The 13,006-nt window shown below is 63.2% G+C and carries 13 protein-coding genes; 6 read left to right on the top strand and 7 right to left on the bottom strand.

The window, feature by feature from the left end:
• Positions 1-312: 312 nt before the first annotated feature.
• From ACOFKT_RS13200 to ACOFKT_RS13170, 7 genes are all read right to left on the bottom strand, one after another.
• Positions 313-1,380 (bottom strand): hypothetical protein, encoded by a 1,068-nt coding sequence (locus tag ACOFKT_RS13200; RefSeq protein ID WP_419804441.1) that lies wholly within the window; start codon positions 1,378-1,380, stop codon positions 313-315.
• A gap of 127 nt (positions 1,381-1,507) precedes the next feature.
• Entirely contained in the window at positions 1,508-2,854 is a 1,347-nt protein-coding gene (locus ACOFKT_RS13195; protein WP_419804440.1) for a dihydroorotase, read from the bottom strand.
• 124 nt (positions 2,855-2,978) lie between these two features.
• On the bottom strand, positions 2,979-3,974 hold the full coding sequence (locus ACOFKT_RS13190) for an aspartate carbamoyltransferase catalytic subunit (protein WP_419804439.1): 996 nt from the start codon (positions 3,972-3,974) through the stop codon (positions 2,979-2,981).
• 179 nt (positions 3,975-4,153) lie between these two features.
• Positions 4,154-4,525: a hypothetical protein gene (locus ACOFKT_RS13185; protein WP_419804438.1), complete on the bottom strand. Its 372-nt coding sequence runs from the start codon at positions 4,523-4,525 to the stop codon at positions 4,154-4,156.
• A 3-nt stretch (positions 4,526-4,528) separates the two neighbouring features.
• Entirely contained in the window at positions 4,529-4,735 is a 207-nt protein-coding gene (locus tag ACOFKT_RS13180) for a hypothetical protein (protein ID WP_419804437.1), read from the bottom strand.
• Between the two features lie 119 nt (positions 4,736-4,854).
• Positions 4,855-5,460: a bifunctional pyr operon transcriptional regulator/uracil phosphoribosyltransferase PyrR gene (pyrR, locus tag ACOFKT_RS13175; RefSeq protein ID WP_419807171.1), complete on the bottom strand. Its 606-nt coding sequence runs from the start codon at positions 5,458-5,460 to the stop codon at positions 4,855-4,857.
• Positions 5,461-5,785: 325 nt separating this feature from the next.
• Positions 5,786-6,496: a hypothetical protein gene (locus tag ACOFKT_RS13170; RefSeq protein ID WP_419804436.1), complete on the bottom strand. Its 711-nt coding sequence runs from the start codon at positions 6,494-6,496 to the stop codon at positions 5,786-5,788.
• A 264-nt stretch (positions 6,497-6,760) separates the two neighbouring features.
• Here ACOFKT_RS13170 and sthA point away from each other — a divergent pair, with 264 nt between their 5' ends.
• The 6 genes from sthA (at position 6,761) to ACOFKT_RS13140 (ending at position 13,000) form a co-directional block, all read left to right on the top strand.
• Positions 6,761-8,173: a Si-specific NAD(P)(+) transhydrogenase gene (gene sthA, locus ACOFKT_RS13165; RefSeq protein ID WP_419804435.1), complete on the top strand. Its 1,413-nt coding sequence runs from the start codon at positions 6,761-6,763 to the stop codon at positions 8,171-8,173.
• A 96-nt stretch (positions 8,174-8,269) separates the two neighbouring features.
• Positions 8,270-8,428, top strand: coding sequence for a hypothetical protein (locus tag ACOFKT_RS13160; protein WP_419804434.1), 159 nt, complete (start codon positions 8,270-8,272; stop codon positions 8,426-8,428).
• Positions 8,429-8,512: 84 nt separating this feature from the next.
• Positions 8,513-10,012 (top strand): ATPase domain-containing protein, encoded by a 1,500-nt coding sequence (locus ACOFKT_RS13155; protein ID WP_419804433.1) that lies wholly within the window; start codon positions 8,513-8,515, stop codon positions 10,010-10,012.
• 73 nt (positions 10,013-10,085) lie between these two features.
• Entirely contained in the window at positions 10,086-11,174 is a 1,089-nt protein-coding gene (locus tag ACOFKT_RS13150; protein WP_419804432.1) for a sensor histidine kinase, read from the top strand.
• A gap of 426 nt (positions 11,175-11,600) precedes the next feature.
• Positions 11,601-12,014, top strand: coding sequence for a hypothetical protein (locus ACOFKT_RS13145; protein WP_419804431.1), 414 nt, complete (start codon positions 11,601-11,603; stop codon positions 12,012-12,014).
• Entirely contained in the window at positions 12,014-13,000 is a 987-nt protein-coding gene (locus tag ACOFKT_RS13140; protein WP_419804430.1) for a peptidoglycan-binding protein, read from the top strand. Before ACOFKT_RS13145 ends, ACOFKT_RS13140 begins: the two co-directional genes overlap by 1 nt.
• The last annotated feature ends 6 nt before the right edge of the window (positions 13,001-13,006 follow it).

The raw sequence follows: 13,006 nt of genomic DNA, 5'->3' as shown, positions 1-13,006 counted from the left end.
GGCAGCCTCGGAGAAATCCCCCGGTGTAAGTACACGAAGCTGACGTTCATCTCAGGAGATACGATCCCGCCGTTATCAAACGTCTCGACCGCCACATTAAATTCCCGGGTGGGGGACAGCACTTCAAAGGACGATTCAGGCGCAGGTTTGCAACCCGTCTGCAGCAGTTGCAGAGAGAAAAGAAAAACCAGAAGAGTTGTTTTCAACACCCGATGTCCACGATTCCTTATTGGATGCGCACAGAACTGCCTACCTCTCCTCAATCTTCCGCAACAGCGCATCACAGACCTACTCCTTGCGCGTCGTCCGCTCTTATTCCGCAGGCTGCACTGTCAGGTTGTCCTCCAGCCGGAAACGCAGCAGCGTCTCCGCCGGAATCGTTATGTCCTTGTTTCCGGTCATGCCGGCCAGAAACGTACCCAACCCGCCGCCGGCCAGCGCACCCACCGCCAGGCCCACGCCGCCCGTTGCCACGCCGCCCACCAGCATGCCCACGCCCGTGGTTCCACCGATAAAGGCGCTCGAACGCTTGCCCTTGCCCTTTTTCGTCTCGGTCAGGCCAGCCGTCGCGATGGGGTACGTCTTGCCGTTGAACGCCATGCTCGTCAGCCGCAGTCCCAGGTAGCTGCGCCCTTTGAAGTGGCCGCGCTTGTGCGCCTCGGTCACTACGCCGTTGAACCGCGTACCCCGTGGCAGCACCACGTTCCCATCACGCCGGATCGTTTCCGCCAGTGAGCCGCTGAACCGGTCGCCCGCATGCGTGTGCTTCACCGATAGCGTCTGGTTGATCCGGATCGCGATCCCTGTCCCCGCCCGTAACGTCACATTCGTCGGTATAAAGTTCGCGGGAGCAGCCTCCGGCGCCTCGTTCGCGACCACTCCATTTCCGACCGCTCCATTGACCACCGGCGCCACTGCGGGAGCACCCGTCGTTGGCGAAGGTGAAATTGCTGCGACCGTACTTGTTGCCGTCCCCGGCGGCACCGGCTCCGCTGCAACACCTGCAGCCACACCCGTCTTCGGCCCGGCAAAGATCACCGTGTTTCCCGGTGCCGGCCGCGCGCCATTCGAATAATCCGGCAGGTTCGACGGCAGCGGGGTCCCCTCCGGCTCCGTCGCACTGTTCACCGTCACCGGTTGCCCCGCCACCTGCGGCGGCTGCACCACCGTTACTGTTGTCCTGCCGTCTTTGTCCACGCTGACGACCTGCTGCGGCTGCCCGGTCGCGACCGCATCCTGCTTCGCCTTCTCCACGGCCTTGTCATACGCCGACTTGCAGCCGGTCAACGGCGCGATCAACGAAAACATCAGCGCCGCGGCGGCCAGCGAACGCCGCGATCCCAGCAACGGAACATGCAAAGCAGAAAGAGTACGAGTCACAAAGCGCCTCCCCAGAAACCAATTGCGCTTTGGGATGCAGCAGACGCCAACAAAGTCAGCCCCCAACGTCCGGATTTTCCGACAGGGGCCCGAAGCGCTTCGCACAAACACCCGCAACCGCGCGATTCTAACCGCGGAACACCACCCGTCCCTGCGCCACCGTACACACGATCCGCCCCACCATCGCCGCCCCATCAAATGGTGTATTCCGCGACCGCGAAGCCGTCGTCCGCACATCATAGGAGAACTCAGCCGCCGGATCGAACGCCACCACATCCGCCGGAAACCCCACGCCCAGCGATCCCAGATCATCCCGCCCCAGGATCGCCGCAGGCCTCGAAGTTAACAGTTGCAACACTCGCCCTACGGGCATCCCGTGCTCCCGGTGCAACACCCGCATGGCCACGCCCAGCGCCGTCTCCAACCCCACAATCCCATTCGGAGCACGCTCAAACTCCACGTTCTTCTCCCACAGGGCATGCGGCGCATGGTCCGTCGCCAGCACATCCACCGTTCCATCCAGCACCGCCGCCACGCACGCTTCGCGGTCCTCCGCCGACCGCAGCGGCGGATTCATCTTGAACCGCGTGTCGTACCGCAAACTGCCCTGCGAAGCGTCCCCCGCGATCGCCTCATCTGTCAGCGCAAGGTGGTGCGGCGACACCTCGCACGTCACATGCAGCCCACGCCGCTTCGCCTCCCCGATCGCCCGCAACGCCTGCGCCGTCGACACATGCTGCACGTGCAGATGCGGCCTCACCTCATCCTCCCGTTCGATCTCTTCCAGCAGCCGAATGTCCCGCTCCACAATGCTCGACTCCGCTTCGACCGGCATCCCACGCAGCCCCAGCCGGAAGCTCACAGGCCCTGCGTTCATGCTCGCGCCCACGGTCATGCGCGTGTCCTCGGCATGCTGCGACACCGGCACGCCCAGCCGCCCCGCCGTCAGCAACGCCTTGCGCATCACCGCATCGTGCAGCACCGGCTTGCCATCATCGGTAAAGCCCACCGCGCCCGCCGCATGCAACGCCTGCATGTCCGTCAGCCGCTCGCCCATGCTGCCCACCGTCACCGCCGGCATCGCCAGCACGCGCACCGCAGCGTCACGATCAGCCGACACCACATACCGCAGCCACTCCACCGAGTCCATCACCGGACTCGTATTCGGCATCGCCAACACGGTCGTAAACCCGCCCGCCGCCGCCGCCCGCGTTCCCGTCGCAATCGTCTCCTTGTGCGTCTGCCCCGGCTCCCGCAAGTGCACGTGCAAATCGATCAACCCCGGCGCCACCACCAGCCCCGCGCAGTCGATCACCTCCGCCCCAACGGCCTTTGCGCGCTCATCCAGCGCCCCCGCCTCGCCCGTATGGATCGCGGCAACGACCCCATCCGCCAGCAGCACATCTCCCGCAAAGCTCCGGTCCTCCGCCGGCTGCAGCAGCGTGCCGCCCCGCAACAACACCGCCCCGCTCACGGCCTCACCTCAGCAATCGGAACCAGCAAGAACGCCCCGTGCCCCATTCTTCGCGCGCTCTTTGCGCGAAGGGTGGGCTCGACACATCTAACTGCAGCAACGAACCTCTCTCGAACCACGGCTCTCATGCAGCCTCCTGATGCGGAGTCAACGCCCGCTCCAGCAACGCCATCCGCACCCGCAACCCATGCGTCACCTGCCGCTCAATCCGCGACTGCGCCCCGTCCGCCACGTCCGACGTAATCTCCAACCCCCGCACCATCGGCCCCGGATGCATCACCAGCGCCCCCGGCGCACACTCCCGCAGCCGCCGCTCGTGCAACTGGTACCGCTCCACATACGCCGCCACATCCAACTCCAACCCAAGCAGCCGCTCCCGTTGCACCCGCAGCATCATCACCACATCCGCCAGCCGCAACGCCCGCTCAAAGTTCCGCTGGATCTCGAAAGCCGGCCCCACACCCGGCCAAAGCCCCAGCGCCTCCTGCGGCAACAACTCCTCCGGCCCGCACAGGATCACCCGCGCCCCTAACCGCGGCAACAGCATCGCATTGCTCCGCGCCACCCGCGAATGCCGGATGTCCCCCGTAATCACCACAACTTTGTCACGCAAAGTATCCGGACGGACCGCCACCGGCGCAATCCCAAACCACTCCAGCATCGTCCGCACATCCAGCAGCGCCTGCGAAGGATGCTCATGCATCCCATCCCCTGCGTTCAGCACAGGCAGCCCCGTCAACCGGGCCAGCACCTCCGGCGCACCCGAAAAATTCGACCGCAGCACAATGCACTCCGCGCCCAGCGCCCGCAGCGTTACGCCCGTGTCATACAGGCTTTCGCCCTTTTCAATCGAAGAAGACTTGTCGCTGACCAGCGTCGTCATCGCGCCCAGCGACTTCGCCGCCAGCTCAAAGCTCGTCCGCGTCCGCGTGCTCGACTCATAAAACAGCAGCGCAACCCGCCGCCCATCCAGCCGCGCCACGCGCTCCCGGTGCGCCTCCGCCGCCAGCGCATCGCCCCGCTGCAGCACCGCCGCAACCTCATCCAGCGAAAAGTCCGCAATCGAAAGCAGGGAACCCGCGTTCGTCCCGCTCTTCGCCTCTACGCCATCATCGCCCATGCCAACGCGATGGTATCAAGAGCATTTCCTGCATGCTCGCCAGCTCTCGTTAACGAGAGACGTGCCCCACCTTCGCCGCGTTCTTTGCGAGCTAAGGTGGGCGGAGCTGCTATGCAATAGGAGGTGTCTTAATTCGCACGCGTCCTCTACGAGAAGAACGGTTTCAGGTCTCTGCCACCCTAACTCGCTGCTTGCCTGCCAAACAGATACCCAAGCAGAAGCGTTACGATCGGCAGCACGGTACGCGTTACCAGCAATTCAAACACGTCGGTAAACGACTGCCGGTACTGGTTGTACACCTGCGTATAGGTATCCAGAGTCTCTTTCGCCTGCGCCGCACTCATGCCCGCAACAGAGGGTTGCGGCGGCAAATGCCACAGGTAATACACAAGAGCCGATGCCGCAACCACAAATACCCACAGCAGGCCGACAGCGACGAAGATCGTATTCCATCGAACCAGAAACGGAGCCGGCTGTAAGTCCTTAAACTGCCCTTTGTCTTCCGGCTCAATACGCGTGACATGCGGTAACAGCGGAGTAGGCTCGGGCATGCTTTAGGGAAGGATCACAACCTGCTGCACCACGCCTTCGTTGTTCGCGATCGCAACTCGATTGGGACTGGACGCATCCGGAACCTGCGACTTCAAGTACTCATACGTAGCCACAGCGCGTTGTATGACTGCCGCTGTGCTGCCGCCATTCGCCAGGTCTCGCAGCGTCTTCGCGAACTTGTCGTCCATTTCTACCGTGTAACGTGCCATACAGCCGACCTCACGCTCTTTCGATGCTAATCAGGGAAAGGGGGCTCGTCCAGCGCAATCGATAGCAGCACCTTGCGCACTGAAATATCTTCGGTGCCGAGCGGAGCTCACGGGTAGTGTCAGTCCACCCGCTCCACCAGCAACACCTGGTCGCTGCCGTCCACTTCGCTCAGCTTCACTTCCACAATCTCGCGCGAGCTCGTCGGCACCACACGCCCCACAAACTGCGCCTCAATCGGCAGCTCGCGATGCCCACGGTCAATCAGCACCAGCAGCCGCACCGACCGCGGCCGGCCATGGTCAAACAATGCATCCAGCGCCGCCCGAATCGTTCGCCCCGTGTACAAGACGTCATCCAGCAGAATAATGTCGCGGTCCGCAATATCGAACCCGATCGCCCCCGGCGTCACCGTCGGCCGCGGCCCGCTCGTCGACAGGTCATCCCGATAGAACTGAATGTCCAGCGACCCAATCTCCACCGGCTGCTTCTCGATCGACTCAATCATCCTGCCGATCCGTTCCGCCAGCGGCACGCCACGCCGCTTGATCCCGACCAGCCCCAGGTTCCCGCCGCCGTTGTGCTTCTCCACAATCTGGTGCGCCAGTCGCACCAGCGTCCGGTCAATCTCCGACGCCGACAGCAGCCGTCCCTTCTCACGAATGTTCGGCACTTCCTGCCCCGGCGCACCCTGCTCTGCAGCGTTCCCCACGTTCGTCTCGCTCATCCTGCTCAGGATCATACCGCGCCCTCGCGTTGACTCTCGTGCCCCCACCTTCGCCGCGTTGGTGCGAACCGCCATCGCATTCTCACCTCGACCGGAGCACCCACAGCTCTCTCGTCATTCGGAGGGGCACATCTTGTAGCTGTGCCGTAAGCTGTCGCTTCGGTGGGGGCTTTAGGTACGACTGAAAACTTGTCATTTCGACCGGAGCACCCACAGCTTCACCGTGGGTGCGCAGTGGAGAAACCCGCATTTCTGTCGACATCCGCAGGGAATGCCTCCGTAAGAAGACGCACCAGACACTATCTAGCCTCTTCGCCGCCCCACCTTACCCCGCCCGCAGCCCCCGCTGCCTAGCCCCCAGCAACGCCCCCGCCACCAGCCCCGCGATCGCACCCGCCACCACCAGCATCAGCATCAACGCACCCTGCATCACCAAAAACCAGCCCGCGTGCCACTCCGGCGTTTGCATCGCCGCAAACAACGTTGCCGGGGCATCCGGCTGCGTCGCCCGCACCTGCGCCGATGCCTGCTGCATCACCGCGTCGAAGTTCTGCTGCAGACTCCGGTTGTGCCGCCCATACCGCAGGGCAAAGCTCGCGATTCCAGTCACCGCGCTCTCCGCAAACGCCAGCATCGTTCCCAGCGCCAGCCCCATCTGCGCCCCGGCCCCCGCCGTCATGCGCGTCGCCGGACGCCACCGCAGGTACGCCACGCCGCTCGCCAGCCCCAGCAAGGGCAGCAGAAACATCGCCGCAAACCCTACCGCACCGCTGAACAACAAATCCCGCAGCAACACCGCCGGCAACAGGCCCACTGCCGTCGCCACCAGCAGAACGCGCAGCATCACCGGCCAGTCCAGCGCACCCGGCAATGTGTCGGTCACGCCGCCGGGCTGCACCGCCGGCGCGCCGTCCTCCTCTGCGCTCTCGAGCCGTAGAGTCTCTGCCGCTTCCAGCACCGACTCTGACACCCGCAACTGCGGCAGCCCACACTGCGCACAAAACGAGGCCGGCTCGCCCTCCACCAGCGGCAGCACAGCTTCACATCGAACGCAATGTTGCGGCATCCTCACCACTCTTTCACGCCCAGCTTATCCGAAGCCGCTTCCCGTTCACCTCACGCACTCCGCCCGCGCATCCGCCACCTGCCGCCGTGGTAGCCTTAAGGCCGTATCACAGGGGCAACTCCGGACGCTCAACCGCGACCCCGGCCCTGCCGATACACCAAACAGTGACCCCGCTGCCACGGCAAACGCCCGCAGCCAGCCGCATCCCCTTACCCGAGGAAAAGCCGCTACAGCATGGCCAATTCCAACAAGTCCGGCAGCAGCTACGACCTTATCGTCATCGGCTCCGGCCCCTCCGGCCAGCGCGCCGCCATCTATGGCGCCAAGCTTGGCAAGCGCGTCGCCCTGGTCGAATCCCGCGAGGTCGTCGGCGGCGCATGCATCAACACCGGAACCATCCCCTCCAAGACCATGCGCGAGGCGGTTCTCCACCTCTCCGGCTACAACTACAAGTCCATTTACGGTATGAATTACCGGGTCAAGGAACGCATCACCATGGCCGACCTGGCCTTCCGCGTTCAGCACGTCATCAAGACCGAGATCGACGTCACCGAGGCCCAGCTTTCCCGCAACAACATCGAAGTCCTCACCGGCGTTGCCTCCTTCGAAGACCCCACTCACATCCGCGTCACCAACTCCCGCGGCTCCACCGTCTACGCGGGCGACAGCATCATCATCGGCACCGGCACCAAGCCCGCCTCCAGCCCAAAGGTGCCCATCAACGGCAGCACCATCATCAACTCCGACCTCATTCTCGAGCTCAAAAACCTGCCTTCGACCATGATCGTCGTCGGCGGCGGCGTCATCGGCGTTGAGTACACCTGCATGTTCGCCGCGCTCGGCGTCCGCGTCACCCTCATTGAGCGCCGCCCGCGCCTGCTCGAATTTGCCGACCAGGAAATCATCGAGGCCCTCAGCTACCACCTTCGTGACTCCCGCGTCACCATGCGCCTCAACGAAGAGGTCGAGTCCGTCCATGAAAACGAGGACGGCACCGTCACCGCGAATCTTGAGTCCCGCAAAAAGGTCCAGGGCGGGGCACTGCTCTACGCCGTCGGCCGCCAGGGCAACGTCGACGAACTCCAGCTCGACAAGATCGGCGTCCAGGCCGACGAGCGCGGCCGCATCCCCGTCGACAAAGACTTCCGCACCAAGTGCCCGTCCGTCTTCGCCGTCGGCGACGTCATCGGCTTCCCCTCGCTCGCCTCCGTCAGCATGGAGCAGGGCCGCATCGCCGCCGCCAGGGCATTCGGAGACGAAACCATCCTCTCCAACCCCAGCTACTACCCTTACGGCATCTGGACCATCCCGGAGATCAGCTTCCTCGGCAAGACCGAAGAGCAGCTGACCGAAGAAGACGTGCCCTACGAAGTCGGCGTCGCCTACTACCGCGAGATTGCCCGCGGCCAGATCCGCGGCGACACCACCGGCCGCCTCAAGCTCATCTTCCACCGCGAGAACCGGTCCATCCTCGGCGTCCACATCATCGGCGAGGGTGCCTCCGAACTCCTCCACATCGGCCAGGCCGTCATGGCCCTCGGCGGCACCGTCGACTACTTCGTCGAAACCGTCTTCAACTACCCCACGCTCGCCGAGTGCTACAAGGTTGCCGCCTTCAACGGCCTCAACCGCCTTCGCCGCGACTGATCGCCAAGCTGCAATAACGCTGCGCGTCGCGGTAAGTGGTGCAATCCGTCCACTAGGGAGCAGACGGTTCGTGTCAGTAGGCGGCAATCTACCCGTATGCCTGACTCTTCCACCATCGAGTATGTCGATGTCCTCGACGGAAACCTGGTCATTGTTGCCCTGACCGATAGCCGCGTCTTCACATTGACGCTCGATCAGATTCTGAATGCCAACCCCCAGCAACTTCCACCAGACGAAAGTCCGAACACAGACTGACGCCGTACTTCGCCTTCACCCGCTTTACCGCACGCCCCTCTCTCGTCCATCATGAATACGGACCGGAAAGGGATCGATCGCAGCATGGCCGAGAGCAGTAACCGTAGTAACACCGGCGTTTCAGGGCTGGACGACATTCTCGAGGGCGGCCTTCCCACCGGGGAAATGTATCTGCTTGAGGGCGATCCCGGTACCGGCAAAACCACCATCGCCATGCAATTCCTGCTCGAAGGTGTCCGGCGCAACGAGTCGGTCCTCTATATCAGCCTCTCTGAGCCGGAGCAGGAGCTGCGCAAATCCGCCACCTCGCACGGCTGGGACTTTGCCTCCGTTCCCGTAGTCGAGTTCATCCCCGACGAGGCGAGTCTCAGCGTTGACGAACAATACACCGTCTTCCACCCCACTGAGGTTGAGCTCTCCAGCACCATCGACCGCATGACCGCTGCGGTTGAACAGCGCAAGCCCACCCGCCTCATCATCGACTCGCTCTCCGAGCTTCGTCTGCTCGCCAGCGACAACATCCGGTACCGCCGCCAACTGCTCGCGCTCAAGCGCTTCTTCGCGGGCCGCAACACCACAGTGCTCATGCTCGACGACCGCACCGCCAACGGCCATGACCGCCAGCTCCAAAGCATCGCGCACGGCGTCATCCGGCTTGAAAAGCTGGCCCGCACCTTTGGCGCCACCCGCCGCCAGATCGAAATCATCAAGCTTCGGGGCTCCACCTTCCGCGAGGGCTTCCACGATTACAACATCCACCAGGAAGGTGTAGTCGTCTACCCGCGCCTGGTCGCCGCCGAACACGGCATCGACTTCGACCACACCTCCATCCAGAGTGGCATCCCGGAGCTGGACGAACTCTTCGGCGGTGGCGTCCCCCGCGGCTCCAGCACCCTCATTATTGGTCCCACTGGCTCCGGTAAAAGCTCCATCGCCATGCAGTACGCCTACACCGCCGCCAGCCGTGGCGAACGCGCCATCGTCTATGCCTTTGACGAAGTCCTGCGCACCGCCCGCCAGCGCGCCGAGGGCCTCGGCCTCGACATCGGAAGGGAGCTCGACCGCGGCACCCTCGCCATGTCCCAGGTCGACCCGGCAGAGCTGTCCCCTGGCGAGTTCATCTGGCAGATCCGCAACGACGTCGAGCAGCGCGACACCAAGGTGGTCGTCATCGACAGCCTCAACGGCTTCCTCAACTCCATGCCCGGCGAGAACGACCTCATCCTGCATCTGCACGAGCTGCTCGCCTTTCTGAACCAGAAAGGCGTCGTCACCCTTCTCATCATGACCCAGCACGGCCTGGTCGGCACTATGCAGGCCCAGGTCGACGTCAGCTATCTCGCCGACACCGTCCTTCTTCTCCGCTACTTCGAAGCCAGCGGCCGCATCCGCCAAAGCCTCTCCGTACTCAAAAAGCGCGTAGGCAATCACGAACGGACGCTGCGCGAGCTTTCCTTCACCTCCGGCCGCATCACCGTCGGCGAGGCACTCGAAAGCTTCCAGGGCGTGCTGACCGGCGTTCCCAACTTCGTCGGCAAAGCAGCACCCGCTGCCAACCCAGAGGCCGCCGACCTTGGCCAATGAGGATGCGCTGCTCCTACTCGCACCCGTAGGCCGTGACAGCTCGCTGCTCCACAGCACCTTTCAGCAGGCCGGCATGCCCGCCGTCGTCATCTCCAGCCTTCCGGTCGCGCTCGACGCCATTCGCACCGGCGACATCGGCGCTCTCGTCGTCGCCGCGGAAACGCTCGGCGGCGGCGCCCTCGCCCAGCTGCAGCAGGCCATGGACGCCCAGCCCCACTGGTCCGACGTCCCCATCCTCCTGCTCATGCCCGCCTACGCCCAGGCTTCTGCCAGCGCCCGTCTGGAAGCCCTTCTGCAATACGTCCCCTCCGCCACGCTCGTCGAACGCCCCATCCGTCCCGCCACCCTGCTCAGCCTCGCCCGCGCCGCCCTCAAAAGCCGCTCGCGCCAGTACGAAGTCCGCAGCGTCATCGAACAGCGCGATCAAACCGCCGCCAAGCTAGTCGAAAGCGAAAAGCTCGCCGCCGTCGGCCGCCTTGCCGCCTCCATCTCGCACGAAATCAACAACCCCCTCGAGTCCATCACCAACCTGCTCTACCTCGCGCAGCAGGACCCCGATCTTTCCCCCGAAACCCGCGACTACCTCGAAACCGCCAGCAGCGAGCTCATCCGCGCCGCCCACATCACCCAGCAAAGCCTGCGCTTCCATCGCCAAAGCACCCGCCCGCAGCGCATCGGCGCCGCCGACCTGCTCGCACCCGTCCTCGCCATCTACGCCGGCCGCCTCGCCAACAACCACGTCCAGCTGCACACCACCTTCCGCGACAACACAGAAGTCGTCTGCCGCGAAGGCGAAATACGCCAGGTCCTCAGCAACCTCGTCAGCAACGCCATCGACGCCATGCGTCTCGGCGGCCTTCTGCGCATCGGCTCGCACCGCGCCGTGCACCCCATCACGGGCGCCAAGGGCGTCGCGATCCTCGTTTCCGACACCGGCCACGGCATGCCCCCGCACGTCTCCCAACGCATCTTCGAGGCCTTCTACAGTACCAAGGGCAACAACGGCACCGGCCTCGGCCTCTGGATCTCCGCCGACCTCGTCCGCAAACACGGCGGCTCCCTCCAGGTCCGCAGCCGCCATACCCCCACCGCCCCCGGAACCCTCACCACCCCCGGAACCCTCTTCCGCCTCTTCCTCCCCTGCAACCTCACCGCCTCCTGACCCCGCCGCGCCTCCACCGCCGAGGTAGCCTCCTCAAAGCTTGTCATTTCGACCGGAGCAGGACAGCTTCACCGTCCTGCGTAGTGGAGAAACCTGCATTTTGCCCGCACCCCACAAGGCATCATTTGCCGCCCAACAGCTTTAGCCGCCGAGGTAGCCAAACCCCAACCCCCGCCAGCGACTCCACACACCGAGCTCACGCCCCCTCCGCCCCACCCAGCATTACATCCGCCGCCGCCGCTTTTTCCGGAAGGGCATAGCTTCAGCTATGCCGCAAACCCCCACCAAACAACCGGGCTTCAGCCCCTGAGGGACTGCTTCTCTGCCGTAGGCCAGCGAGGACTGCAGCGAATATGCATACACCCCATCAGCCCAGACCTTCATCTCAGCCGAGGTACTACATTCCTTCCTGAGAAGGAGTTCCAAATGCCTCGACCATGCAACACCACTGTTGTTATCGACGGACTGAAGTTCAACGCCCTTTCCTCGCACTTTGAAGTAGCCACCCGCCACGACGGGCTGGGTCAACCCGCCATGGGCACCACCGCCTGTGCCATCGACGTCGTTGCCGACATCCACGACGACCAGAACGTTCCGTTTTCCGTGCTGAAAGACATCTTCGCCCTGTCGCACAGCATGACGAAAGACAAAATCAAGGACATAAAGCTGGAGTTCTGGAAGGACGAGAACGCACAGGATGTCATCTGCAGCTTCTCCTTCCGTGGCTGGATCAGCCGCTTCGCCGTCCAGGGTGGCGACGGCACCAACCACATACTCTCCCTCAGCATTCAACCGGCCTTGGCCGCCAATCAGTTCATCGAAGTCGCTGTAGGAAACTGATGGCGCTTTACGACCCATTCATCGCATACGCGGCGCCTCTTCGCAGGGGCGACAAGGGGCCACGGGTCTCCGCACTGCAGGACAGGTTCATTGCCCTTGGCCGCCAACCGGGTGAATTTGGCTTCAGGCTGGTACAGCCCACCGGCGTCTATGACGCGCAAACCGAGGCTGCCGTTACGCTCCTGCAAAGGGAATGGAAGCTCACCCCGAACGGCATCGCGGACGGACGAACCCAGCAGGTCCTCTCCCTCGCCGGCAGCCCCATCGGCCGCTTCCACGACGCCGGCGTCCTCAGCAACCCCGACATCCTCCACATCCTCTCCACCTTGGCTTACATTGGTGATTCGAACGAAACGCCAAAACCGGCATCCGCACAAACTATCTCTTACGCCGCGAAAGCTTGGATGTTTTTTGATGAGACTGGAGGGGGTCCAGCAGAGGTTAGCTCGTACTTACATTTTCCCGGAACAGCAAAGCTGATAGGCAACAGTAGCGGTGTAACGCTTGGTCCAGGGTACGACTTAGGTAAGCACGACCGCAATAATGTAGAGAAAATGCTGAACAGCATTGGCGTTGACCCTGCAATAGCTGCACAGGTCGCAAGAGAAGCCGCCGAAGTCACAGGACAAGCCGCGAGGGACTATGCGGAGAAACATGGCGCACATGGCGACCGCCTGATTCACCTCAAGAAAGAGCAGCAGGTTGCTATGCAGGACATATACTTGCCGACATACGTCAACTATGTTTGTCAATACGTATCTGTTCCTGTTTTTCAGCGAGAATTTGAGGCGCTCGTAAGCTTCACGGCAAATGCAATCTCACCAATCCCACCAGTGACTTCGGCGCTAAATCGGGGCGAGATAGCGCTTGCTTTACAGAAAATCATTCATCGGCTGCCGCCAAGTACTTCGAGCATCTATAAAGGCATGGTCAACCGCCGCCGCCGTGAGGTGCAATGGTTTCTCGCAGGGCGATACACCGTGTAGTTCAAC

The sequence above is a fragment of the Terriglobus sp. genome (assembly GCF_965201105.1).
Lineage (GTDB): Bacteria > Acidobacteriota > Terriglobia > Terriglobales > Acidobacteriaceae > Terriglobus.
Note: the sequence above shows the minus strand (reverse complement) of the source record. Positions and strands in the feature narration are given on the sequence as shown.

Bases quoted from the DNA above. Each gene is read 5' to 3' on its own strand.
- ACOFKT_RS13145 (WP_419804431.1), top strand. From the start codon at position 11,601: ATGCCTCGACCATGCAACACCACTGTTGTTATCGACGGACTGAAGTTC.
- ACOFKT_RS13180 (WP_419804437.1), bottom strand. From the start codon at position 4,735: ATGGCACGTTACACGGTAGAAATGGACGACAAGTTCGCGAAGACGCTG.
- ACOFKT_RS13160 (WP_419804434.1), top strand. From the start codon at position 8,270: ATGCCTGACTCTTCCACCATCGAGTATGTCGATGTCCTCGACGGAAAC.
- ACOFKT_RS13190 (WP_419804439.1), bottom strand. From the start codon at position 3,974: ATGGGCGATGATGGCGTAGAGGCGAAGAGCGGGACGAACGCGGGTTCC.
- pyrR (WP_419807171.1), bottom strand. From the start codon at position 5,460: ATGAGCGAGACGAACGTGGGGAACGCTGCAGAGCAGGGTGCGCCGGGG.
- ACOFKT_RS13185 (WP_419804438.1), bottom strand. From the start codon at position 4,525: ATGCCCGAGCCTACTCCGCTGTTACCGCATGTCACGCGTATTGAGCCG.
- ACOFKT_RS13155 (WP_419804433.1), top strand. From the start codon at position 8,513: ATGGCCGAGAGCAGTAACCGTAGTAACACCGGCGTTTCAGGGCTGGAC.
- ACOFKT_RS13150 (WP_419804432.1), top strand. From the start codon at position 10,086: ATGCCCGCCGTCGTCATCTCCAGCCTTCCGGTCGCGCTCGACGCCATT.
- ACOFKT_RS13140 (WP_419804430.1), top strand. From the start codon at position 12,014: ATGGCGCTTTACGACCCATTCATCGCATACGCGGCGCCTCTTCGCAGG.
- sthA (WP_419804435.1), top strand. From the start codon at position 6,761: ATGGCCAATTCCAACAAGTCCGGCAGCAGCTACGACCTTATCGTCATC.